22 protein-coding genes are annotated in these 23,924 nt (G+C 70.2%); 13 read left to right on the forward strand and 9 right to left on the reverse strand.

Going from position 1 to position 23,924, the window contains the following annotated elements; translation table 11 throughout:
* Nucleotides 1-52: 52 nt before the first annotated feature.
* Nucleotides 53-952, forward strand: coding sequence for a glycoside hydrolase family 88 protein (locus tag ACQEU1_RS22140; protein WP_433204788.1), 900 nt, complete (start codon nucleotides 53-55; stop codon nucleotides 950-952).
* Here the strand turns inward: ACQEU1_RS22140 and ACQEU1_RS22145 are convergent.
* From ACQEU1_RS22145 to ychF, 5 genes are all read right to left on the reverse strand, one after another.
* Nucleotides 869-2,056 carry a mannosyltransferase gene (locus tag ACQEU1_RS22145; protein ID WP_433204791.1) on the reverse strand — a complete coding sequence of 396 codons (1,188 nt, stop codon included), beginning with the start codon at nucleotides 2,054-2,056 and terminating at the stop codon, nucleotides 869-871. The genes ACQEU1_RS22140 and ACQEU1_RS22145 overlap by 84 nt on opposite strands.
* A gap of 300 nt (nucleotides 2,057-2,356) precedes the next feature.
* A complete protein-coding gene (locus tag ACQEU1_RS22150) occupies nucleotides 2,357-2,512 on the reverse strand; it encodes a DUF6131 family protein (RefSeq protein WP_089909616.1) in 156 nt (51 codons plus the stop codon).
* A gap of 64 nt (nucleotides 2,513-2,576) precedes the next feature.
* Nucleotides 2,577-5,291: a BTAD domain-containing putative transcriptional regulator gene (locus ACQEU1_RS22155; protein ID WP_433204795.1), complete on the reverse strand. Its 2,715-nt coding sequence runs from the start codon at nucleotides 5,289-5,291 to the stop codon at nucleotides 2,577-2,579.
* Nucleotides 5,288-8,029, reverse strand: a complete 2,742-nt coding sequence (locus tag ACQEU1_RS22160; RefSeq protein WP_433204798.1) for a BTAD domain-containing putative transcriptional regulator — start codon at nucleotides 8,027-8,029, stop codon at nucleotides 5,288-5,290. Before ACQEU1_RS22160 ends, ACQEU1_RS22155 begins: the two co-directional genes overlap by 4 nt.
* 95 nt (nucleotides 8,030-8,124) lie before the next feature.
* Entirely contained in the window at nucleotides 8,125-9,204 is a 1,080-nt protein-coding gene (gene ychF / locus ACQEU1_RS22165; protein ID WP_433204801.1) for a redox-regulated ATPase YchF, read from the reverse strand.
* Nucleotides 9,205-9,284: 80 nt separating this feature from the next.
* On the opposite strand from ychF, the gene ACQEU1_RS22170 reads away from it, so the two are divergent.
* Nucleotides 9,285-10,565 (forward strand): bifunctional transcriptional activator/DNA repair enzyme AdaA, encoded by a 1,281-nt coding sequence (locus tag ACQEU1_RS22170; protein WP_433204806.1) that lies wholly within the window; start codon nucleotides 9,285-9,287, stop codon nucleotides 10,563-10,565.
* Nucleotides 10,562-11,059, forward strand: coding sequence for a methylated-DNA--[protein]-cysteine S-methyltransferase (locus tag ACQEU1_RS22175; protein ID WP_433204809.1), 498 nt, complete (start codon nucleotides 10,562-10,564; stop codon nucleotides 11,057-11,059). Before ACQEU1_RS22170 ends, ACQEU1_RS22175 begins: the two co-directional genes overlap by 4 nt.
* Here the strand turns inward: ACQEU1_RS22175 and ACQEU1_RS22180 are convergent.
* From ACQEU1_RS22180 to ACQEU1_RS22190, 3 genes are read right to left on the reverse strand one after another with little or no spacing between them, the layout of a single operon-like run.
* The gene (locus ACQEU1_RS22180) at nucleotides 11,056-11,595 is read right to left on the reverse strand and encodes a hypothetical protein (RefSeq protein ID WP_433204812.1); all 540 of its coding nucleotides are present in this window, start codon (nucleotides 11,593-11,595) and stop codon (nucleotides 11,056-11,058) included. The genes ACQEU1_RS22175 and ACQEU1_RS22180 overlap by 4 nt on opposite strands.
* Before the next feature lie 9 nt (nucleotides 11,596-11,604).
* Complete coding sequence (locus ACQEU1_RS22185; protein ID WP_433204815.1) at nucleotides 11,605-14,481, reverse strand: AAA family ATPase; 2,877 nt, start codon at nucleotides 14,479-14,481, stop codon at nucleotides 11,605-11,607.
* Nucleotides 14,478-15,617, reverse strand: coding sequence for an exonuclease SbcCD subunit D (locus ACQEU1_RS22190; protein ID WP_433204818.1), 1,140 nt, complete (start codon nucleotides 15,615-15,617; stop codon nucleotides 14,478-14,480). The genes ACQEU1_RS22185 and ACQEU1_RS22190 overlap by 4 nt, the downstream gene beginning before the upstream one ends.
* Before the next feature lie 99 nt (nucleotides 15,618-15,716).
* On the opposite strand from ACQEU1_RS22190, the gene ACQEU1_RS22195 reads away from it, so the two are divergent.
* Nucleotides 15,717-16,628, forward strand: a complete 912-nt coding sequence (locus ACQEU1_RS22195) for a DNA recombination protein RmuC (protein ID WP_433204821.1) — start codon at nucleotides 15,717-15,719, stop codon at nucleotides 16,626-16,628.
* 89 nt (nucleotides 16,629-16,717) lie between these two features.
* Nucleotides 16,718-17,467 (forward strand): DUF6542 domain-containing protein, encoded by a 750-nt coding sequence (locus ACQEU1_RS22200; protein ID WP_433204824.1) that lies wholly within the window; start codon nucleotides 16,718-16,720, stop codon nucleotides 17,465-17,467.
* A gap of 57 nt (nucleotides 17,468-17,524) precedes the next feature.
* Here the strand turns inward: ACQEU1_RS22200 and ACQEU1_RS22205 are convergent, their stop codons facing one another.
* Nucleotides 17,525-18,502 (reverse strand): 4-hydroxy-3-methylbut-2-enyl diphosphate reductase, encoded by a 978-nt coding sequence (locus ACQEU1_RS22205; protein ID WP_433204827.1) that lies wholly within the window; start codon nucleotides 18,500-18,502, stop codon nucleotides 17,525-17,527.
* Between the two features lie 30 nt (nucleotides 18,503-18,532).
* Here ACQEU1_RS22205 and ACQEU1_RS22210 point away from each other — a divergent pair, with 30 nt between their 5' ends.
* From ACQEU1_RS22210 to ACQEU1_RS22245, 8 genes are all read left to right on the forward strand, one after another.
* Nucleotides 18,533-19,042 (forward strand): lipid droplet-associated protein, encoded by a 510-nt coding sequence (locus ACQEU1_RS22210; RefSeq protein WP_433204830.1) that lies wholly within the window; start codon nucleotides 18,533-18,535, stop codon nucleotides 19,040-19,042.
* Nucleotides 19,039-20,277, forward strand: coding sequence for an exodeoxyribonuclease VII large subunit (xseA, locus tag ACQEU1_RS22215; protein WP_433204833.1), 1,239 nt, complete (start codon nucleotides 19,039-19,041; stop codon nucleotides 20,275-20,277). Before ACQEU1_RS22210 ends, xseA begins: the two co-directional genes overlap by 4 nt.
* Entirely contained in the window at nucleotides 20,267-20,611 is a 345-nt protein-coding gene (locus ACQEU1_RS22220) for a sugar ABC transporter substrate-binding protein (protein ID WP_433204836.1), read from the forward strand. Before xseA ends, ACQEU1_RS22220 begins: the two co-directional genes overlap by 11 nt.
* Nucleotides 20,608-20,823: an exodeoxyribonuclease VII small subunit gene (locus ACQEU1_RS22225; protein ID WP_090099824.1), complete on the forward strand. Its 216-nt coding sequence runs from the start codon at nucleotides 20,608-20,610 to the stop codon at nucleotides 20,821-20,823. The genes ACQEU1_RS22220 and ACQEU1_RS22225 overlap by 4 nt, the downstream gene beginning before the upstream one ends.
* Before the next feature lie 67 nt (nucleotides 20,824-20,890).
* Nucleotides 20,891-21,931, forward strand: coding sequence for a class II fructose-bisphosphatase (gene glpX, locus ACQEU1_RS22230; RefSeq protein WP_433204840.1), 1,041 nt, complete (start codon nucleotides 20,891-20,893; stop codon nucleotides 21,929-21,931).
* Nucleotides 21,932-22,063: 132 nt separating this feature from the next.
* A complete protein-coding gene (locus ACQEU1_RS22235) occupies nucleotides 22,064-22,834 on the forward strand; it encodes a S1 family peptidase (protein WP_382440345.1) in 771 nt (256 codons plus the stop codon).
* 299 nt (nucleotides 22,835-23,133) lie between these two features.
* The gene (locus ACQEU1_RS22240; protein ID WP_382440346.1) at nucleotides 23,134-23,490 is read left to right on the forward strand and encodes a L,D-transpeptidase; all 357 of its coding nucleotides are present in this window, start codon (nucleotides 23,134-23,136) and stop codon (nucleotides 23,488-23,490) included.
* A 9-nt stretch (nucleotides 23,491-23,499) separates the two neighbouring features.
* Nucleotides 23,500-23,907, forward strand: a complete 408-nt coding sequence (locus ACQEU1_RS22245; protein WP_433204845.1) for a L,D-transpeptidase — start codon at nucleotides 23,500-23,502, stop codon at nucleotides 23,905-23,907.
* The last annotated feature ends 17 nt before the right edge of the window (nucleotides 23,908-23,924 follow it).

Below are 23,924 nucleotides of genomic sequence, written 5' to 3' on the forward strand. Positions count from 1 at the left end.
GGCCGGGAGTTTTGCCGTAATTCCGACCGCGGCCCAGGCCGTGCCCTGTGCCGTGACGGACACGATGATCAAGGCCAGCCAGGCCTGGGTCGATCACGGCACGGACCAGGCCGCGAACACCTGGTCCAACGCGCAGTTCCACGTCGGCAACCTCGCCCAGGTGCGCACCACCGGGATCAGCAACCACAAGACGTGGCCGTGGGTGCAGGCGAACAGGTACCTGCTGCCGGTCGACCCCGCCAACCCCTTCGCCCCGGACGCGCAGGCGACCGGTGAGCCGTACCTCGACGTGGCGTACTTCCACCCGGAACCCGAGGTGCTGCAACCGTTGCGCGACAACCTGCGCGCCCAGGTGCAGGACGGGAAGAACCACTGGCAGCGGCCGGACGCGCTGAACATGGCGCTGCCGTCGTTCACGCGGATCGCGTTGGCGGACAACGACAAGGCGATGCTCGACTACTCGTTCAAGTCGTACAAAGCCTTGAAGGCGCGGACGTTCAACGAGTTCACCGGGCTGTGGAGCCTGAACGTGCAGACCAACGGCTGGGCCGTGCAGGGCCTCGCCAAGGCGGTGCTCGCGCTCCCGGCCGACCACCCGTACCGCGCCGAGTACGCCAGGACGTTGGCGAAGAGCCTCAAAACCTTGAAGCTCCTGCAACACCACGACGGCTTCTGGGGCGCCACCGGCAAGGACTCGGCGGCCACCGCGATGATCACCTACGCGATCGCGGCCGGCGTCAACGCGGGCGTGCTCGACCGGGCGACCTACCTGCCGCACGTCCAGAAGGGCTGGCAGGCGTTGCTGACCGCGCTCGACGCCGACGGACTGCTCGGCTGGACCGCGGCCCGCAACTCCTGGAAGCCCGCGTCAGCCGGCGACTCGGCTGGGTTCGCCGTCGGCAGCTTCCTCATCGCCGGGCAGCAGATCGTCCCTCTGACGCCGGGTTGCTAGCCCGATCGCGACCAGCGTGAGCAGGCCAGCGGCCGGATAACCCCAGCCGAGCACCACGAAGACGAACGGCCGCGGGAAGTCCCAGATGTTCGGCTGGGCGAGCAGCAGGAACGAGATCAGGTAGCCGCCGGTCAGCAGCACCCACAGGCCGGCGGTGATCTTGCAGAGCAGGTGTCCGCCCTCGTAGACCAGCCACAACAGGGCGGGCACCATCCACACCCAGTGGTGGCTCCACGAGATCGGCGACACGAGCAGGCCGAGCATCTGGACGCTGACGATCAACGCCAGCGCGTCCTTGGTCCTGCTGACCGCGAACCACGTCAACGCCGCCGCGACGAGAACGGCGACGATGTAGATCGGCCCGGTCTTCACGTCGTAGCCGAACGTCCGGCTGAGCGCGCCGCGCAGCGACTGGTTGATCGCGCTGCCGACCGGGCCGACGCGACTCGCATCTCCGAGCAGCTGGAACCAGAACTTGTCCGACTGCGACGGCGAGATCGCCCACCCGATGCCGTAAACGACGACAAAGGCGACGAACGACCACACAGCGGCCATCCACCGGCGTTGGATGAGGAAGTACAGCCCGGAGATCGCGGGCGTGAGCTTGATGCCCGCGGCGAAACCCACCCCGGCGCCGCCGACCCAGTTGCGCGCGCTCGCGAGCGTGCCGATCAGGATCGCGACCAGCACGAGGTTGATCTGGCCGTAGTTGAGCGTGGTGCGGACCGGCTCGATCCACAGCGTCAGCGCGGTCCACATCATCACGCGGCGCGGGTCCTGCAGCTTCAACAGCTTCAGGGTGACGTGCACGATGTAGTAGAGGCAGCCCAGGCAGATCAGCTGCCAGATCCAGCGCGACGCCTCCCACGGCACCCAGCTCATCGGCGTGAAGATCGCCGCCGCGAACGGCGGGTAGGTGAACGGCAGCGGGAACACGTCCGCGTACTGGTCGAGCCGCCACTCGTAGAGGTCGCCGGAGAACAGGTGCGGCGACCCGTTGCGGTACACCAGCAGGTCGATCATGGTCATCTTCGCCTGGAACGCGACCATGAAGAGGTGGCCGGCGACCGACAACGCGAGCAACCACGGTGCTACGGAGAGCACACGCGCTTCCACAGCACGGAGTTTCACCCCGAAAACGTTACCCGAGGCAACGGAACGGGGTACCCCGGCGTCAACTGAACGGGAGAGATCGCAAGAGGGAGTTTTTTCGATCATGTCAGTTGATGTCGTCGTCGCCGCTGTCGCCGCTCTGGCCATGCTGGGGGTCGCGTTCGGAGTGTTCGCGGCTGCCGCGCGCGCGAAGAACCACGTGTAAAACCGTTGTGAGACAAAAAGAAGGGGCCAACCTCCACAAAGGAGGTTGGCCCCTTCACCGTTCCGAGGGGGAGGGGGAACGGCGATTTAGAAGTAGTGCGCCCGGCCGCCGATCGGCTTGCCGACCGCGCCGAGGACGGCGAGGATCGCGCCGATCACCAGGAGCACCACGCCCAGCGTCGTCAGGATGCTGATACCCATCAGCCATCCGACGACCAGCAGAATCAGACCGAGGACGATCATTCCAACCTCCAGGTGGGGAATCCTGGTGTAGAGGTACCCGTCGGAGGTAGGTACAAACCTCGCGTCATACATCGGTTTCCGATGAAATTCGCTCCCGGACAGAAGCCGCCTTCTCGTCACCGAGGTCCTCGTAGACGGCCAACGCCTCGGTGAACGCCTCGCGCGCCGACGCGCGGTCGCCCGCCGCCAGGTGAGCGGTACCCAGCTCGACCAGCGCATCGGCCAGGTCGGGCCTGTTCCGCACGTTCCGGTAGATCTCGGCAGCCGTCCCGTACTGACGGATCGCCTCCGCGTGTTCGCCGCGCTGGAGCCGGATGTCACCGATCGCCCGCTTGTTCGTCGCCGCCGGATCCGCCAGCGCGGCGAGCTCCTGTTCGTCCATCAGAACGTCAGCCCTGACGCAGAGCTCGAGTCCGCGCACGTCGTCCCCCGTCCGGTGGTACGCGCGGCCGAGCGCGGCGCTGAACATGGCCTGTTCGTAGATGGTCCGCTGCTCGAGGGTCGGCAGCAGCGTCAACAGGGCGTCCAGCGCCTCCGGGTCACGGCCCTGCAACTCACGCACGTAAGCCAACCCGCGCACGACGATCGAAAGGCCCTCCGGCCGGTCCAGGAGCTCCTCACACCGCATGGCGGCGCTCAGCTGTTCTTCTGCCCTGGTGAAGTCGCCCCGCGCGATCAGCACTCCGGCCAGCGAGCGGTGCAGCCTGGCCATCCCGAAGACGTCGTCCCGCCTCTTCGCCGCGCCCAGCGCGAGCAGCTCGGCGGACTCCGCCTCGGCGAAGCGACCTCGGTTCATCAGGTCGCGGTGCAGCACGTAACCCATCCGCCAGGCGAGGTCGTCCTCCCCTGCGGACACCATCGAGGACACCACGCCCAGCAACACCTGGATCTCGGCGTCGTACCAGGTGAAGGCGGCTGCGCGGTCCGCTATCGGCACGAGCACCGCCCACTCCGGCGGAGGTGCCAGTGGCGTCCAGGTCACCAAAGGCTCCACCACCCCGTTCGCGCTCAGCGTCGTGTGCAGGTAGTGGCCGAACATCCTGTTCAGGGCCTCGGTGCGCGGATCTGCCGGCAGCGCGGCCGCTCGTTCGGCGGCGTAGTCCCGCAGCAGGTCGTGGCGCGTGTACCGGCCGTCCCTGCCGACGTCGACCAGGCTGCCCGCCACGAGCTCGGCGAGGACCTCCTCCGTGCGTGCGACGGGCAACCCGGCGAGGCTTGCCGCCGCCTCGGCGGTGAAGTCAGGTCCTGGGTGCAGGCCGAGCAGCACGAACACCTCGGCGGCGAGGTCGCTGACCGAACGCAGCGACCAGGAGAAGACCGAGCGCACGGCGGTCGTGGGGTCGTCGACGTCCAGCGCGCCGAGCCGTTCGGCGTCCAGCTCCTGCGCGAGAGTCGTGAGCTCGTCCCCGTAGGCGGCGCGAGCGGCCACGATGCCGAGGGCCAGCGGCAGCCCGGCACACCGCTCGACCAGCAGCGGGACCGCGTCGGCTTCGGCGGTGATCCGCTCCTTGCCGATGCGTTCGGCCAGCAGGTCCACGGCCGCCTGGTCGTCCATCACGTCGAGAGCGACGGGATGCGCGCTCTCGTGTTCGACGAGCCCGGTCAGCCGGTTGCGGCTGGTGATCAGCACCAGGTTGCCGGTGCCACCGGGCAGCAGCGGCCAAACCTGGTCGACGTCACGAGCGTTGTCGAGCAGCAGCAGGACCCGGCGCCGCGCGAACGCCGACCGGTAGGCGGCCACCAGGGCGTCGCCGGGCGGCGGGACGTCCTTCGCCGCGACGCCCAGCGCCAGCAGGAAGTCCCTGGCCACCACCGACGGGGCCACCGGGTCAGCGAGGGTGTCGAAGCCGCGCAGGTTGACGTGCAGCTGGCCGTCCGGGAAGCGGTGCGCCACCTGGTTCGCCCACTGGAGCGCGAGGGCGGTCTTGCCGACGCCGCCGATCCCGTTGATCGCGGAGATCAGCACGGGCTCGCCCGGCCTCGACCTGAGCATCTCGGTCAGGGCGGCGAGCTCCTGTTCGCGGCCGACGAAGTGCGGGTGCGCGGGCGGGAGCCGGCGGGGCACGTCCGGTGCCGCGGGCGCGTCACCGGCGAGGACCTGCTCGTGCGCCTCGCGCAGCCGTGCGCCGGGATCGACGCCCAGTTCGTCGGCGAGGTGCTTGCGGATCTCCTGGTAGGCCGCGAGCGCCTCCGCCTGCTGCCCCGACCGGTGCAACGCCAGCATCAGCTGGGCCCAGAACGTCTCGTGCGCCGGGTGCTGCCGCACCAGCGAGCGGAGCTCCGGCACCAGCACGTCGGTGGCACCGGCCAGATCGGCGTCGATCCGGCGTTCCAGCGCGACGACCCGTTCCAGCTCGATCGGCGGCACGTCGGCGCGGTGCAGCGACTCCGACAGGACGTCACCGAGCACGGGGCCGCGCCACAGGTCCAGCGCGGCGCGGTGCTCGCCTCGCGCGGTCAGGCTCCGGAACCGCGCGAGGTCGAGCTGTCCGTCGTGGACCTCCGCCGTGTAACCGCGCGTCCTCGTGCGGACGCAGTTGGCCGCCCCCAACGACTGCCGCAACCGCAGCACGACCGTCTGCAACGTCTTGTGCGCACGGTCCACATCGGGCGGGCTGCCGTCCCAGAGCCGGTCGACCAGCTCGTCCACCGACACGAACTCGTTGGGGCGCAACAACAGCGTGGCGAGCAACACCCGGCCGCGACCGGCGGGAACAACGACCGGCGCGCCGTCGAGGAGCACCTCCAACGACCCCAGCACGCGGTACTCGACGATCACGTCTCCGAGTCTATGGGCGTTCCCGCGTCCGGCAGAGCCGCGATCAGCTCTCTGACCTCGGCTGCCTCCGGACGGTCGAGCCGCTCGTAGGCGGCGAGCGCCTCGGCGAGCATCTCCCTGGCCGCCGCGGGTTCTCCCTCCGCGGTGCTGAGCTTCGCGAGACGGACGAGCCCGTTGGCGATGTGGTGGTGATGGTTCATCGCCCGCAACACCTCGATGCTGGCGCGGTGGTGCGCGACGGCCTCCTCGTACCGGCCCAGTTCCGCGTAGAGGTCCGCGATCGACTCGATGTTGTTCGCCTCCGGCATGGTCGGCTGGCCCGCGTGGGAGAACTCGGCGAACAGCGCCTGCGCCTCCAGACAGAGTTCGAGCGCGCGTTCCAGCCTGCCCACGCGGTGGTGGGCTCTGCCGTACGCCCCGAGGAAGAAGGCCCGCTGGCGCAGGGTGAGCTCGGCGATCCTCGGGTGCAGCGACCCCAGCACCTGCATCGTGCGATCGTGCTGCCCAGTCTCCTCGTAGACGTGCGCCAGACCGCGGATGATCTCAGCCTGGCCGTCGAGGTCGCCCATCTCCTCTTCGCCGCTCAGCGCGTCGAAGAGGTGGGTCTCGGCCACGGCGAAGTTGCGCATCGAGATGTTCACCCCGGCGAGCGCCCGTTGCATGCGTTTCTTGCCGAACACGTCGTCGCGCCGTCGCGCGGCGTCCAGCGCGAGCAGCTCCGCGGCTTCGAGCTCGGCCAGGTGCCCCTCGCGCAGCAGCGTCAGGTGCAGCGTGTAGGCGAGCCGCCAGACGAGGTCGTCCGCGCCGGCGGTGACCATGTCGCGCAGCACCCCCAGCAACACCCTGTGTTCGAGGAGGATCCAGGCCTTCGCCGACAGCCCGTCCGGCGGCTGGATGACCACGGCACCGGGTACCGGGGGCGCGAGCGGCGTCCAGACGACGTAGGACTCCATGACCCGGTTCGCCGCGAGCGCGCTGTGCAGGTAGTGGTCGAACATGCGTTGTCGCGCTTCGGTCCGCTCCTGCGGCGGCAGGTCGCCGAAGCGGGCAGCGGCGTAGTCGCGCAGCAGGTCGTGCAGGGTGAACCGACCGGCGTCGGGCTCGGCGACGAGGCTGCTCGCGACCAGTTCGTCCAGCGCGAGCCTGGCCACGGCGGACGGCACCGAGGCGAGGCTCGCGGCCGCTTCCGCGCTGAGCTCGGGACCGGGATGGGCGCCCAGTGCCGTGAACACCCTGGCGGCGGTGTCGCTGACCGACCTCAGCGACCAGGAGAAGACCGCGGCGACGCCGGTCGCGGGGTCGTCGACGTCGAGCGCGCCGAGCCGTTCCCGCTCCAGTTCGTCCGCGAGTGCCGTGAGGGAGTCTCCGTAGGCGGCGCGGGCGGCCACGATGCCGAGCGCCAGCGGCAGCCCGGCGCACCGCTCCACCAGCCGGGACGCGGCGTCCTTCTCCGCCTCGACCCGTGCCGCGCCGACGCGTCCGGTCAGCAGGTCGGTCGCCGCCTGGTCGTCCATCACGTCGAGCGCGACGGACTGGGCGCCCTCCCGCACGACGAGCCCGCTCAGCTGGTTGCGGCTGGTGACGACCACCAGGCTGCCGCCGTCACCGGGCAGCAGCGGGCGCACCTGCTCCGCATCCCGCGCGTTGTCGAGCAACACCAGCACCCGGCGCTCGGCCAGCTTCGTCCGGTACGCCGCGATCACCGCCTCGTCGGACGTGGGCACCTCCCGCGCGGGCACCCCGAGGGCCACGAGGAAGTCGCGGGCGGCCGCGACGGGATCAAGCGGTTCCGCGCGCAGGTCGAACCCGCGCAGGTTCACGTACAGCCGGCCGTCGGGGAAGCGGCCGGCCAGCTGATGCGCCCACCGCACCGCGAGCACGGTCTTCCCGACACCGCCGATGCCGTTGATCGCGGAGATCAGCACGGGTTCACCAGGCCGCACCTCGACCATCTCGGTCAGCCGCAGCAGCTCGTCCTCACGGCCGACGAAGTGCGGGTGCACGGCCGGGAGCTGCTGGGGCACCGGCGCCCTCTCGGCGGCCTCTCCCGTGAGCACCTGCTGGTGCGCCAGCCGCAGCCGCGCGCCGGGCTCGACGCCGAGCTCACGTGCGAGGAGCGTGCGGATCTCCTGGTAGGCCGCGAGCGCGTCCGCCTGCCGCCCGGCGCCGTGCAGAGCGAGCAGCAGCTGTGCCCAGAAGGTCTCCCGCAACGGGTGCTGCCGGACCAGCGAGCGCAGTTCCGGCACCAGGACGTCGGTGAGGCGGGCGAGGTCCGCGTCGATCCGGCGCTCCAGCGCGACGACGTGCTCCTCGACGAGCCTCGGCACCTCCTCGCCGTGCAGCGAGTGCGACCTGACGTTCGCGAGCACCGGTCCACGCCACAGCTCCAACGCCTCGCGGTACGCCCCCTTCGCCGCGAGCCGCCGGAACCTGGTGAGGTCGAGTCGTTCCGGATCGACCTCGGCCTGGTACCCGCGCACCGACGTCCGGACGCAGTTGGCCGCCCCCAACGACTGCCGCAACCGCAGCACGACCGTCTGCAACGTCTTGTGCGCACGGTCCACATCGGGCGGGCTACCGTCCCACACCCGGTCGACCAGCTCGTCGACCGACACGAACTCGTTGGGGTGCAACAAGAGCGTGGCGAGCAATACCCGGCCGCGACCGGCGGGAACGACGACCGGCGCGCCGTCGAGGAGCACCTCCAACGGCCCGAGAACGCGGTACTCGACGATCACGGCCGAGAGTCTAGGCGGGAGTGCGGGCACCGGCCGGGAACGCGAACGGGCCCTGCGCCGAAACCGACCCAGAGCCCGCTTGACCTGCGAAAACGCTACACGTTGAACCTGAACTCGACGACGTCGCCGTCGGCCATCACGTAGTCCTTGCCCTCCATGCGGACCTTGCCCGCCGCCTTCGCGTCGGCCTTCGAGCCCGAGGCCACCAGGTCGTCGAACGACACGACCTCGGCCTTGATGAAGCCCTTCTCGAAGTCCGTGTGGATCACGCCGGCGGCCTGCGGGGCGGTGGCGCCCTGCGGGATCGTCCACGCGCGCGCCTCCTTCGGGCCCGCCGTCAGGTAGGTCTGCAGGCCGAGCGTGTGGAAGCCGGCGCGGGCGAGGGCGTGCAGGCCCGGCTCGGACTGGCCGATCGACTCCAGCAGCTCCAGGGCCTCCGACTCGTCGAGCTCCAGCAGTTCCGACTCCACCTTGGCGTCGAGGAAGACCGCGTCGGCGGGGGCGACGAGCTCGCGGAGCTCCTTCACGCGCGCCTCGTCGCTCAGGACGCCCTCGTCGGCGTTGAAGACGTAGAGGAACGGCTTGGTGGTGAGCAGCGACAGCTCGCGGAGCAGCTCACCGTCCACTTCGGACTGCGCGGAGAACAGCGTGCGGCCGGAGTCGAGGATGTCCTTGGCCTTCTTGGCGTTCTCGAGAGTGGCGCGGCGGTCCTTCTGCATCCGCGCCTCCTTCTCGATGCGCGGGATGGCCTTCTCCAGGGTCTGGAGGTCGGCGAGGATCAGCTCGGTGTTGATCGTCTCGATGTCGCTCGACGGGTCGACGCGGCCGTCGACGTGCACGACGTCCGGGTCGTCGAAGACGCGGATGACCTGGCAGATCGCGTTCGCCTCGCGGATGTTCGCGAGGAACTTGTTGCCGAGGCCTTCGCCCTCCGACGCGCCCTTGACGATGCCCGCGATGTCGACGAACGACACGACGGCGGGCACCTCGCGCTCGGAGCTGAAGATCTCAGCGAGCTTGGTGAGGCGCGCGTCCGGCAGCGGCACGACGCCCACGTTCGGCTCGATGGTCGCGAACGGGTAGTTCGCGGCGAGCACGTCGTTGCGCGTGAGCGCGTTGAAGAGGGTGGACTTGCCAACGTTGGGCAGGCCGACGATACCGAGGGTCAAACTCACGGGGAGCGAGTCTACGGCAGCCGACGGTCGTGTCCGATTCCCGCGAGCCAACGGCCGTTCCCGCTGGCAGGATCGTTGGCATGGTCATTGACGAAGAACACGCGTACCGGGTGTGCTCCGCACGTGACGCCCGTTTCGACGGGTGCTTCATCCACGCGGTCCAGACGACCGGCATCTACTGCCGCCCGTCGTGCCCCGCGGTGACCCCGAAGCGCCGCAACAGCCGTTTCTTCCTGACGGCGGCCGCCGCCCAGTCGGCGGGCTTCCGCGCCTGCCGCCGCTGCCTGCCCGACGCCGTCCCCGGCTCGCCGGAGTGGAACCTCCGCGCGGACCTCGCGGGCAGGGCGATGCGCCTGATCAGCGACGGCGTCGTGGAACGCGACGGCGTGACGGGCCTCGCGTCGAAGCTCGGCTACTCGGAACGCCACCTCACCCGCGTCCTCACCTCCGAACTGGGAGCGGGCCCGCTCGCCCTGGCCCGCGCCCACCGGGCGCACGCGGCCCGCCTGCTGATCGAGACGACGGAACTCCCGTTCGCCGACATCGCGTTCGCCGCGGGCTTCGCGTCGGTGCGCCAGTTCAACGACACGATCCGCATGGTCTTCGCCTCCACCCCGTCCGACATGCGGGGCAGGGGCAAGGCGCCGGTCGGCACGCCCGGCCGCATCGTCCTGCGCCTGCCGTACCGCCCGCCGTTCGACGCGGAGGGCCTGCTGATCCACTTCCGCGCCCACGCCCTCCCCGGCGTGGAGGAGGTCACCGCCGACTCCTACGCGAGGACGCTGGCGTTGCCCCACGGCGAGGCGACGGTCCGCCTGACGTTCCCCGCGGACCACGTCCTCTGCTCCCTGCGCCTCGCCGACGTGCGGGACCTGGGCACCGCCGTGGCACGAGTCCGCCGCCTCCTGGACCTCGACGCCGACCCGGTGGCCGTGGACACGTTCCTGGGCGCGGACCCGGCCATCGGCCCGCTGGTCAAGGCCACCCCGGGCATCCGCGTGCCGGGCAGCGTCGACGGCGCCGAGACCCTCCTGCGCCTGGTGGCCCCGTTCGCGGGCGTCCCGCTGCAGATCCCGGACGGCTCCCTCACCCACCTCTACTCGGCCGCGGACCACCCGCTGACCGAGGCACTGGCCACCGGCAGACTCGCCGTCGACGTGGGCCGGACCCAGGAAGACCTGACCGAAGAACTGACCAGAGCCGCGGGCGCCGAAGTGGCCGACGAGGTGGCCATGCGCGTCCTGGGCGCCCCGGACGTCCTGGCGCTCCCCGCACACCTGACCCAGGACGGCCGCCAATGGCGTCCCTGGCGCTCCTACGCGGCAGCACATCTGACGAGGAAGGCAGCAACATCATCATGACCGTCGCGCACACGTCCACAGTGGACACTCCGGCGGGCCCGTTCACCGCGATCGTCGCCCCGGACGGAGCAGTCCTGGCCAGCGGCTGGACCGCGGACCTGGCCCTGCTCACCCCCCAGATCCACGCCACCCTGATGCCCACGGACATCACCGAACGCCCGGACCTGGGCGACGTCACCAAGGCGGCAGTCGCCTACCACGAGGGCGACCTGACGGCCATCGACACGATCCCGGTCCGCCAGAAGTCGGGCCCGTTCCTCAACCACGCCTGGGACGTCCTGCGCACCGTGAAGGCAGGCGAACCCGTCACCTACTCCGAGTACGCCGAACTCTCCGGGCGCCCGGCGGCGATCCGGGCGGCGGCCTCGGCGTGCGCCCGCAACTCGGCGGCGCTCTTCGTGCCGTGCCACCGGGTGATCCGGCTCGGCGGCAACCTGGGCGGGTTCCGGTGGGGCCTCGACGTCAAGCAGTGGCTGCTGGCCCACGAGAGCTAGCCGACGAGCGTGATCTCCGGGCGTCCTGTCATCGTCACCAGGTCCGTGCCGCACCTCGTGCACGGCCTGGCGACGGGCAGGACGGCGTTGGTCTGCACCGACTGCTCGCCGTTGAACCAGTCCGCCTCGCCGGCGTCGCGGCAGGCGTGGCAGCCGACGCGGTAGAACAGCCGGACCCACGGCCCCGCGCCCAGTTCGCCGCCCTCGGCCTGGCCCCGCTCCGCGTCCGCGAAGGGCGACCACCAGAACGACAGCCTGCACCGCAGTTCGCGGGTCGCGCCGCTGCCGTTGACGTCGAAGCCCGTGACGCGGATCGGCGCCGGGTGGCTGCCCCGCGCGGCCTGCTCGTCCTGCCAGTCCAGGGCGGTCTGCGACGAGTGGCACACGCCGTGCGTCGCGCCGTGCCGCAGGCTGACGGTGCGGCCGGTGCGGCCGCACACGAAGCAGTCGTGCGAGTACTCCAGCCTGTTCGACCACCCGAAGTGGGCGGCCTCGGTCAGGGCGACGCGCGCGGTGATTTCCACGTGGGACAGCACCGGCCGAGGCTAACCGAGCGAGACCTCCAGCGTGGATCCTGAACGCGCCTTGCGGACCCTCAACCGGGTGGGAATCCGCTGCCGCAGCTCCTCCACGTGCGACACGAGCCCGACGACCCGGCCGCCCGCGCGCAGTTCGTCCAGCGTGTTCATGACGATGTCGAGCGTGTCCGAGTCCAGCGTGCCGAAGCCCTCGTCGACGAACAGGGTGTCCAGCAACGCGCCGCCGGTCTCGTTCGCCACCACGTCCGCGAGCCCGAGCGCCAGCGACAGCGACGCCAGGAACGACTCCCCGCCGGACAGGGTCTTCGCCGGACGGGCCCGGCCCGAGTAGTCGTCCAGCACGTCCAGGTTCAACCCGCCGCGAGTCCCCCGAGCGCCGGCCGAGTCGGAGTGCACGAAGCTGTACCGACCCTGGCTCATCCGGTGCAGCCGGGCGGAAGCGGCGACGGCCACCTCCTCCAGCCGAGCCGCCAGCACGTACGACCGCAGCGTCATCTTCTTGGAGTTCTGCCCGCGCCCGTTGATCACGTCGGTCAACGCGTCCAGCTCGGCGTAGGAGGCTTCCAACGGCTCCAGCGACTTCCACTCGGCCCGCAACCGAGCCGCCAGCTCCCCCACCCGCTCGAACGCGGCGGAGGCCCGTGCCAGCCCGGTGGCCGCGGCGGAAGCGGCGGCACGAGCGGAAGAAGCCGCGGCGGAGACCTCTCCGACGTCCACGGACGAGCCGGGGTCGATCCCGTCCAGCTCCTCCAGCGTCGCCGACGCCGACGCGCGCGCCCGTTCCCAGGCGGCGATCCGCTCGTCCAACGCCTGCACCTTCACCGCGGGACGGGCGGCGGCCAGCGCGGTCTCGACGTCGGCGAACCCGGCGTCCGTGGCCAGCGCGGCCACCAGCGCCTGCTGCTCCTCCACCCGCGCCGAGGCCGCGTCACGCGCGGAACGGCGGTCCGCGAGCTTCACCAACGCAGACGAGACCCGCAGCAGGTGGTCGCGCCGGGTCAGCACGTCCTCGTGCTCGCCGCGGGCCTTCTCCAGCCGGGCCCCGCGTTCCTCGACCACGCCCACCAACGACGTGTGCTCGGTGCGCAGCCCCACCAGGTCCTGCTCCACCTGGGCCTTCTCGGCCCCCAGCTCGCGGCTCTTCGCCTCCAGCCCCACGAACTCGTTCTGGCGCTGCGAGCGGGTGCGCGCCAGCTCCAGCGCCGACCGGTACTCGGCGACGGCGGCGGACGGTTCGTCCGAACCCAGGGCCTCCCAGCAGGCCTGGATGCGGAGCTCGGCCGCGTGGGCCGCGCGTTCGGCCTCGTTGCGGCGGTCCAGCGCGGTCTGTTCCTCGGCGGCCGCCGAGTCCTCGTCCTCCGCGTCCACGCCGCCCAGCATCGGCTGGGCGGGGCGGGGGTGGGACGGGGAGCCGCAGACCGCGCAGGGCTTGCCCCGTTTCAGGGCGCCGGCCAGTTCGATGGCCATGTTCTCCAGGCGCTGGTGGCGGACCTGCTGGAGGACGTCCTTCGCCTTCTGGTGGACGTCGATGGCCTCGTGGAGCTCCTTCTTGGTGCGCTCCAGGGCGGCGGTGGCGTCGGGCAGCGCCAGTGCCGCGTCGGACCGGGTCTTCAGGGACTCCAGGCGGGCCGAGGCCTCCACGGCCAGGTCGAGGTGCAGGCGGCACTGCGCCAGGCGTTCCGGCAGCACCTCCAGGTCGGCGTTCAGCGCCAGCAGGCGGCGTTCCACCTGATGCGACGAGTTCTTCAGCACCGAGAGGCGGCGCACGTCGGACTGCTGGCGTTCGGCCTCGGCGGCCAGCTCGCCCAGGCCGCCCGCCTCCTCGCGGTACCGCTCGGCGTCCTCGCGCAGCGCGGAGCCCTCGTATCCCAAGCGCTGCAACGCTTCCGCGGCCTGGGCCTCGTCGCGGACGGCGAACTCGTAGGACTGCCGGAGCTTGGCGATCTCACCGAAGGCGGGCACCACGGGAACGGCCCGGCGGGCCGCGTCCCGTTCGGCGAACCACGAGGCGGAGTCCGCCGCCTCCACGCGGGCGAGGAGCTCGTGGGCCTCGCGCACCCGGCGGACCTGGTCGGCGTGCACGCGCGCCTGGGCCAGCAACGCGTCGGCGCCGTCCGCCACGCCCGCCGTCTCCTCCGACAACGCCCGCGCCGCGCTCACGGCAGCGGAAAGGCGGTCCAGCACCGATTCCAGCCAGCCGGGCTCGCAGGACGGTTCGCCGCCCGCCGCCTCGGCCACGCGGTGCATCAGCTCGTCGGCGCCCTTGCGCCGCTCCTCCAGCACGCGGCCGGCCGCCACCCGCTTGTCGCGGAACCACTTCTCGACGTCCAGGAAGCGCTCGGTGCCGAAGAGCTTCTCCAGCAGCACCTCGCGTTCGGCCGTGTCCGAGCGCAGGAAGCGGGCGAACTCGCCCTGCGGCAGCAACACCACCTGGAAGAACTGCTCGTACGACATGCCGAGCATGTCCTCGACGGCGCGCGCCACGTCGTCGATGCGGGTGATGCCCTCGCCGTCCCAGCCTTCGAGCCACGTCAGGGTGCACTTGGCCGGCTGGGTGGTGAAGCCGCCGCCGCGCTTCTTCGGGCGGTCGAACTCCGGCGAGCGCACGATCCGGAACCGCCGCGACTGCACGGTCAGCTCCAGCGCCACCTCCGTCGGCACCTCGGGATCGGCGTACTCGCAGCGCAGCTTCTTCACGTCACCGCGCGCGCCGGGCACGCGACCGAACAGGGCGAACGCCACGGCGTCCAGCAACGTCGTCTTGCCCGCGCCCGTGTCGCCGTGCAGCAGGAACAGCCCGTCCGCGCCCAGCTCGTCGAAGTCGACGACCTCGGGCTTCGGGTACGGCCCGAACGCCGTCAGCTCCAGGCGGTGCAGTCTCATTGCTCCTGCTCCCTCGCCACCGACGCGAACGCCTCGCGCAACAACGCCTGCTCCGCGGCCGTCGGCTCGGAACCGCGGGCGTCCGACACGAAGCAGCAGGCCACTTCCTCGTCGGAACGGCCGCGCACCCGTTCCGCGTAGGTCATGTCGTGCTGCTGGCCCTGCTCCGGCCGCCACTCCACGTGCACCGCGTGCTCGAAGCGCTTCTGCAGCTGCCGCAACGCGTCCATCGGCCGCACCTGGTCCGTCAGCACCACCGACAGGAAGTGGTCCTCCAGCGGCTCGTGCGCCGGATCCTCCAGCACCGCGGCCAACGTCCCAGACACCACCGCCAGCCGGCGCGGCACCGGCAGATCACGCCGTTCCACGCCGACGAGCCCGCCGGCGTCCAGTTCCACCAGCCACACCGACTTGCGGTGCCGCGCCTCGGAGAACGAGTATGCCAGCGGCGAACCCGAGTACCGCAGGTTCTCCGCCAGCGTCTGCGGCCCGTGCAGATGACCCAGGGCCACGTAGTCGACGCCCGCGAACACCTGCATCGACACGTCCTGCACGCCGCCCACCGCGATGGTGCGCTCGGACTCCGAAGGCGCCCCTCCGGTCACGAAAGCGTGCGCCAGCACCACGGAACGGGAGTCCCGCGATGCCAGGTCGGCGCGAATCCGCCGCATCGCCTCGCCGAGCACGGGCGCGTGGCCCTTGTCCGCCACCCCGAGCACGTGCCGCGCCGGCTCCGGTTCCAGGAACGGGATCCCGTACACCGCCACCGGTCCGTGCTCGTCCTCCAGCTCGACCGGCTTGTCCAGCAACGAGATCTGCGTGCGCAGGTACAGCCCGCCCGCCGCCGCGAACTCCCCGAACACCCCGATCCGCGCCGCCGAGTCGTGGTTGCCGGGCGTGATCACGATCCGCGCTCCGGCCGCGCGGATCCGCATGAGCACCCGCGCGCACAACGCCACCGCGTCCGCCGAGGGCACCGCGCGGTCGTACAGGTCACCGGAGATGACCACGACGTCGACCTTCTCGGAAGACACCAGGTCAGCGAGGCCGCCCAGCACCGACTCCTGCTCCACGAGCAGGTCGCGGCCGTGGAACGTCCGCCCCACGTGCCAGTCGGAGGTGTGCAGGATCCGCATGGCACCAACCGTAGAGACGGGGTCTGACAAATCTCCGGGAGGGTTCCCGGCGTGTCACCCGATCGAGTTCAACATCTCTGGGGGAGCATCATCGGTGCCGTGACCGCAGTGATCATCACCGCCCTGATCGTCCTGGCACTCGTCAGTGCCGGGGCGCTGCTGTTCGTCTGGCGCCTCTACCAGGACAGCGTCCGGCGCACCGACGAGGCGTTGGCCGCCATCAGCACGGAACGCGCGCGCTACGACTCGCAGCAGCAAGCACTCCAACGCTACGAAGTGGCGTTCTCCAGCGTTTCGGGACGCGGCGAACTCGGCGAACAGGTCCTCGTCGAAACGGCGCGCGCGCTCGGCCTGAGGGAAAACCTCCACTACACGCTTCAGACGGACGTGGCGGGCGGCGGTTCCGTCCGGCCGGACATGGTGCTGAACGTCGGCGGCGGCCGCGCGGTCCCGGTCGACTCGAAGATGTCCATGGCCACCTGGGCCGAGGCCGTGGAGACGGACGACCCGCAGGAACGCCAGGACGCGCTCCGGGTGCACGTGCGCAACATCCGTTCGCGTGCCGCCGAACTGGCGGGCAAGGGCTACCAGCGCTGGGCCGACGCCATCTACGGCACGATCATGTTCGTCCCCAACGACGGCGCGGTCGTCGCGGCCCTGGACACCGATCCCGAACTGCTGCGCTGGCTGCTCGACCGCCGTGTCTTCCTGTGCGGGCCGACCGGGTTCGCGGTGATCGCGTCGAGCGCGATGTTCGCGGTCACCGAACGCGCGCTGGCCGAGGACGTCGAGCAGGTCAGGCTGTCCGCGGGCCGCGCGAACCGGGCCGCCGACAGCGCCATCGAGGCCGTCAACCTCTCCACCACGCACCTGCAGCGGTTCCTGTCGGCGAGGCGCCGCGAGCTGGAGGCGCTGGAGGGTTTCCGGGCGAGCGTGGAGCCGCTGACGGACGCGTCCGCCACCCCCACGCCCCTGCCTCTCGTCCGAAGGGCGGACGAACAGTCCGCTTAAAACGCACGGAGTGTGCGTGCGGGTTGCTTCTGGGTGAGAAACGAACGGACTGACGAACACCGAATGGCCGAACGGCTACCGTGTGCGTCGTGAGTGAGTTGCGCGAGCGTTCAGCAGCCTTCGATGACGATGTCGAAGACTACGACGCGGTGCCGTGGAACTACCGGGCCGTCTTCGGCGAGTTCAAGGGCATCCCCTGGTGGGCGGCCATCCTGGCCGCCCTGGTCCCGGCGTTCATCGGTGCGTTCATCGACATCAACTCCAGCAAGACCGTCGGCTGGACGTTCAACGTCGTGTTCTTCGCCGGCGCGCTGGCCGCGATCCTGCTGGTGCAGCGCCGCAGCCTCTTCGGGCCGATGGTGCAGCCGCCGCTGATCCTGGCCGTGACCGTGCCGACGCTCGTGCTGCTCACCGGCGGCGTCCAGAAGGGCGGCCTGTCCGCCATGGCGCTCGGCCTGGGCAAGCCGCTGATCGACAGCTTCCCGGTCATGGCCGTCACCACCATCGTCACGGTCGGCCTCGGCGTCCTGCGCATCTTCCTGCAGAAGGACCCGAACCGGCCGACCAAGGACGAGGTCCGCGAGGCCAAGGCGGAGATCAAGGAACGCTCCAAGCCGGTCCGCCGCCCCCGTGAGGACACCGACGAGGACGCCCCGCGCGAGGAACGCCCGCGCCGCCCCCGCCCGGAGCGCGCCGAGCGTCCTGAGCGGTCCGACGACGACCGTCCGCGCCGCCCGCGTCCCGAGGGCGCACCCGCCCGCCGGCCGCGCCCGGACGGTGCCCGCGGCGAACGTCCCGCGGGCCAGCGCAGGCCCCGCCCGCCGCGCGACGACCGCTAGAGCCGACGAAGCGGCCAGACGGGACGCGATGTCCGCCTGGCCGCTGAAACGCCCCGACTAGCGGACGAGGTCCTTGCGGAGCTCGCGCGGCAACGAGAACGTGATGCGCTCGTTCGCCGTGGTGATCTCCTCGACCTCGCCGAAGCCGTGCGTCTCCAGGAACTTCAGCAGGTCCATCACCAGCAGGTCCGGCACGGACGCGCCCGACGTGACGCCGACGGTCTCGACGCCTTCGAGCCACGCCGGGTCGACCTCCTTGGCGTAGTCGATCAGGTACGAGGCCTTGGCGCCGTGCTGCAGCGCGACCTCGACCAGCCGGACCGAGTTCGAGGAGTTCTTGGAGCCCACGACGAGCACCAGGTCGCACGACGGCGCCATCGTCTTCACCGCGGTCTGGCGGTTCGAGGTGGCGTAGCAGATGTCGTCGGACGGCGGGTCCTGCAGCTCGGGGAAGCGGTCCTTGAGCTGCCGCACGCGCACCATCGTCTCGTCGACGGACAGCGTGGTCTGGGACAGCCAGATGACCTTGTTGGGGTCACGCACCTGGACGGTCGCGGCGTCCTCGGCGGTGTCGACGAGCTGGACGTGGTCCGGCGCCTCACCGGCGGTGCCCTCGACCTCCTCGTGCCCCTCGTGGCCGATCAGGAGGATGTCGTAGTCCTCCTTGGCGAAGCGCACCGCTTCCTTGTGGACCTTCGTCACCAACGGGCAGGTGGCGTCGATCGTGCGCAACGAGCGCTGCTCCGCCTCCGCGTGCACCGCGGGCGACACGCCGTGCGCTGAGAACACGACGAGCGCGCCTTCAGGAACCTCGTCGGTCTCGTTGACGAAGATGGCGCCGCGGTCGGACAACGTCTCCACGACGTACTTGTTGTGGACGATCTCCTTGCGCACGTAGACAGGTGCGCCGTACTTCTCGAGGGCGAGCTCGACCGTCTCGACGGCACGATCAACGCCCGCGCAGTAACCACGCGGCTTCGCCAACAGGACTCGCTTGGGCATGGCTCCAGGGTACCCAGCCCGCTTCCTAGGCATTCGACGTGCAGTTGCGGCAGGCTTAGCGCCATGAAGCCACTGCCTTTGGGTGTTCGCGTCGCCGCCGGCCTCGCGGTGACCGCCCTCGAACAGGCCCGCAGGCTGCCCCAGCAGCTCGCCGGACTCCCGTTGACGGTGGTCAGCGAGGCGATGCAGCTGTCCATGCGCGTGCAGCAGCATGTGACCGAACTCGCCATCAAGGGCGACGACGTCCTCTCCGGACTGAGGCCCGCCGAGGAAGAACCGGAGTGGGCGACGTTCGACGAGGACGAGACGCCCGTCACGACTTCTCAGGAAACTCCGGCCGACGACGCGTCCGACGACCCGTGGGAGGAAGAGGAACGCGCCATCGTCGCCGAGGCGCCCGAGTTCCTGCCGACCTACGAGGAGCTGTCGATCGCACAGCTGCGCGCGCGGTTGCGCAACCTCGACGTCGAACAGCTCGAAGAGCTCCTGCGCTACGAGAAGGCGCACGAGTCACGGCCTGAGTTCGTGGGGATGCTCAACCGCCGGATCGCGACGGTGAAAACGCAGTCGTGACCGAAGCGAAATCCACGCCGGAGAACCCCTGGCCGGTGCGGACGGTCGCCCGCAAGCTGCTCGACTGGATCAACAGGCTCGGCGACGTCTGGGTCGAGGGCCAGGTCACGCAGCTCAACGCGCGCAGCTCCACGGCGTTCCTGACGCTGCGCGACGCGAGCGTCGACATGTCCATGTCGATCACCGCCAACTCGTCGCTGGTGCGCGAGCTGCAGCTCACCGAGGGCAGCCGCGTCATCGTGCACGGCAAGATCAGCTTCTACCCGAACCGGGGCACGCTGTCGTTGCGGGCGGACGAGATCCGCGCGGTCGGCATCGGCGAGCTGCTCGCGCGCATCGAACGGCTGCGCAAGCTGCTGCACGCCGAGGGCCTGTTCGACCCGCGCCGCAAGCGCCGTCCCCCGTTCCTGCCGGCCAAGATCGGACTCATCACCGGCAGGGCGTCCGCGGCCGAACGAGACGTGCTCACGAACGCCCGGAACCGTTGGCCTGGCGCGCACTTCCGCGTCATCAACGTCGCCGTGCAGGGCCCGACCGCGGTGACGCAGGTGATGACCGCGCTGTCCACTCTGGAACGCGACAGCGAGTGCGACGTGATCATCATCGCCCGCGGCGGCGGCAGCGTGGAGGACCTGCTGCCGTTCTCCGACGAGGCGCTGTGCCGCGCGGTCGCCCAGTGCCGCACGCCGGTGCTGTCCGCGATCGGCCACGAACCGGACACACCGCTGCTCGACCACGTCGCTGACGTGCGATGTTCGACGCCGACCGACGCTGGCAAACGGGTGGTTCCGGATGTCGCTGAAGAGAGTGAACGCGTTCGCCAGATGCGCGATCGCGGCCGGCGCGCGCTGCACGGCTGGGTCGATCGGGAACGCAGGCTGCTCGACTCGCTGAGGTCCCGACCAGTGCTTTCGGACCCGCACGGCCCGCTGGACCGCCGTTCCGAAGAGGTGAAGCGCTTTCGCGACCAGGGTCGCAGGGCCGTGACGCAACGACTCGATCGGGAGGACGTCCACCTCTCCGGGACCAAAGCCCGCTTGACGACCCTCGGACCAGCCGCCACGCTGGCCCGCGGATATGCCGTTGTGCAACTCGTCACACCTGACGGCCCTGATGGCGTGTTGCGCTCCGTGGCGGACGCGCCGAGCGGAACACAGCTGCGGGTGCGCGTCGTTGACGGAGCAGTGCAGGCGACCGTCACCACCGTGGAAGGGGGAGGTACCGATGATGCGTGATGCCGTGTTCCTGCCCCTCACCCTGGAGGCGGCGGGTTCCTGCGGCTCTGGCCTGCGCACGAAGGCGGAGGCGGCGAACCGGGCCGCGTCGGAGTGCTGGACGGCGATGGTGGGCGACTGCGACACCCCGAGCCGCCGCACGCTGATCCTGACGTTGCACGACCTGAGCGAGGCCACCGCGGGCACCGTGCAGTACCGGCGCGTCGCGGAGGCCGAGGCGCTCATCGACGAGGCGGTGCGAGAGGGTGACGGCGAGGAGTTCGCGGAGGCGCTGGTCGGCTACGACCTGGCCGTCGCGACCGTGCTGAGCCGTCTGAGGAGCCAGTCCGCGTGAGTTCGGAAACACTGGGTTACGAAGCCGCCCGCGACGAGTTGGTCGAGGTGGTCCGCAAGCTCGAAGCCGGCGGTCTGTCGCTGGAGGACTCCCTCGCGTTGTGGGAACGCGGTGAAGCGCTCGCCAAGACTTGTGAGCAGCATCTCGCCGGTGCGCGCGAGCGAATCGATGCAGCTCTCGCTGTGGTCGAGGAGGACGTTTCGGACGCGTGATCCCGTGCAAGGATTCAGCTGCCGATCACAAAATCCGGCACGCTGAGTAATCGCATGGAGGCGCGCAATGGTGAACACCCCCGCGGAACGACGTCGCGAAGCCCCCGACCGGAACCTGGCATTGGAGCTCGTGCGCGTCACCGAGGCGGCGGCGATGGCCGCGGGCCGGTGGGTGGGACGCGGCGACAAGAACGGCGGCGACGGCGCGGCCGTCGACGCGATGCGCAAGCTCATCCACACCGTCTCGATGCGCGGTGTGGTGGTGATCGGCGAGGGCGAGAAGGACGAGGCGCCCATGCTGTTCAACGGTGAGGAAGTGGGCAACGGCGAGGGTCCCGACTGCGACGTCGCGGTCGACCCGATCGACGGGACCACGTTGATGGCCAAGGGAATGCCGAACGCGCTGGCGGTGCTCGCGGTCGCGGAGCGCGGCGCGATGTTCGACCCGTCCGCCGTGTTCTACATGGAGAAGCTCGCCGTGGGCCCGGAGGCGGCCGACGTCATCGACATCACCGCGCCGCTCGCCGAGAACATCCGGCGCGTCGCGAAGGCCAAGCACAGCGACGTCTCCGACGTGAACGTGTGCATCCTGGACCGGCCCCGCCACGAGCAGATCGTGCAGGAGGTCCGGGCCGCGGGCGCGCGCATCCACTTCATCTCCGACGGCGACGTGGCCGGTGCGATCGCCGCCGCGCGCCCCACGTCGGGCGTGGACATGCTCGTGGGCATCGGCGGCACTCCCGAGGGCATCATCGCCGCCGCGGCCCTCAAGTGCGTCGGTGGCGCCATTCAGGGCCGGTTGTGGCCCAAGGACGACGAGGAGCGCGAGAAGGCGATCGGCGCGGGCCACGACCTGTCCCGCGTGCTCACCACGAACGATCTTGTCTCCGGTGACAACGTCTTCTTCTGCGCGACCGGCGTGACCGATGGCGACCTCCTGCGCGGCGTGCACTACCGCGCGGGTGGCTGCACGACCCAGTCGATCGTCATGCGCTCGAAGTCGGGCACGGTCCGCATGATCGACGGCTTCCACAGCCTGCACAAGCTGCGCGAATACGCCTCGGTCGACTTCGACCTGCCCGAGGACGTTCAGCAACCTTTGCCGTAATCGTCCCATTCACTGTGAACTGTGAACGCTCGGTGACCAGACGAGTGACCCTAGTGACGGTGTGACCTTCGTCCATAACTTCCCTCCTGACCCCGGCAACCCTGCGCCGGGTTCAGGAAAGGAAACTCAACGATGAGGGCACGTTCGTTGTTCTCCGCAATCGTCGTGGCCGCGGGCGCCCTGCTCGCCACGGTCACGGCTGCGGCCGCGGCACCGGCTCCCACCGCCGACGGCGAGGTCTCGCCGATGATCGTCGGTGGCACCAACGCCTCGCAGGTCTACCCGTTCATGGTCTCCCTGCAGAGCACCTCCGGCAGCCACTTCTGCGGCGCCTCGCTGGTCAAGGCCAACTGGGTCGTGACGGCGAAGCACTGCGTCCAGGGCTCTTCGGCTGCCTCGATCCGCACCCGGATCGGCACGACGAACCGCACCAGCGGCGGCACCACGACCGGCGCGTCGCGGATCATCCTGCACCCGTCCGCGGACCTCGCGGTCGTGCAGCTCAACACCTCGGTCAGCCAGGCGCCGATCACCATCCCGACCTCGTCGGGCGCGGTCGGCACGGCCACCCGCATCATCGGCTGGGGCCAGACCTGCCCGGTCCGCGGCGCGTGTGGTGCCCCGGTGACCCTGCAGGAGCTCAACACCTCGATCGTCGCTGACAGCCGGTGCTCCGGCATCAGCGCCGTGTCGGAGATCTGCACCAACAACACCGGTGGCAACAAGGGCGCCTGCTACGGCGACTCGGGTGGCCCGCAGGTGAAGTCGGTCGGCGGCCGCTGGGAGCTCATCGGCGCGACCAGCCGCTCCGGCGGTGGCGCGAACTGCGCCCAGGCTCCGTCGATCTACGTCGACGTGGCGTACTACCGCTCGTGGATCAACACGAACGTCGGCGGCCTGTAAGCAGGTAACCGCGTTCCACGAGGCCCGTCTCCCAACCGTTATGGGAGGCGGGCCTCCGCGTTGCAACCTGGGTGATCCTCCCGTCGTCTACTTCGGCAAGGGATGGAACAACCAGGGGGTGGGCCATGCGGATGGTGGTCGCAGCGGTCGCGTTGTTGTCGCTCGCGGGGTGCGCGCAGAGCAACGTGCAGGCCGAAACACCGACGTCAGCCCCGCCTTCGTCGGTCTCGTCAGCTCCCTCTGCCGCGCCGTCCACAACCTCGGAGACCCCTCCCCCTCCGCCTCCTCCTCCGCCCGTCGTGAAGCCCACGCCTTGCACGATCAGCGATGGTGCCTGCATCCAGCTGTCGACGAACCAGACCTGGATCGTCCGGGGTGACAAGATCGTCTACGGGCCGAAGCCGATCACGCACGGCCGCAAGGGCTTCGAGACGCCGCTCGGCAACTTCCCGGTGCTGCGCAAGGTGAAGGACGAGTGGAGCCGGCCGTACAACGCGCCGATGCCGTGGTCGACGTACTTCACCGAGAGCGGCATCGCGTTCCACGAGGGCGAGCTGGACGTGCCGTCGCACGGCTGCATCCACCTCGACCCGCAGGCGGCGCAGTACTACTTCACCAACCTCTCGATTGGCGAGACCGTGCAGGTGGTCTCATGATCACCAACCATGAGAGCCCTGGCCGTAGCGGCCTTGTTCCTGCTTAGTTTCGCCGCCCCCGCACACGCTTCCGGCTGCACCGTCTACAACGGAGCGTGCGTGCAGAAGCACTCGAACCTCGCCTGGCTCGTCACCAACGGCGTGACGAGCTACGGCCCGGTGCGGATCAGCCACGGCAAGCCCGGTTTCGGCACGCCCGTGGGCAACTTCCCGGTGCTGCGCAAGGTGAAGAACGACTGGAGCGTCCCCTACAACGGCCCGATGCCCAACTCGGTCTACTTCACCACCGACGGCATCGCGTTCCACCAGGGCGACCTGAACTCCCAGTCGCACGGTTGCGTCCGGCTCTCCTGGAACGACTCCGCGGTCTTCTACGACAACCTCTTCCCCGGCGAGCGCGTCCAGGTACTTCCATAAATCGATGATTGAGATCA

The sequence above is a fragment of the Lentzea sp. CA-135723 genome (assembly GCF_050936595.1).
Classification (GTDB): Bacteria; Actinomycetota; Actinomycetes; order Mycobacteriales; family Pseudonocardiaceae; genus Lentzea.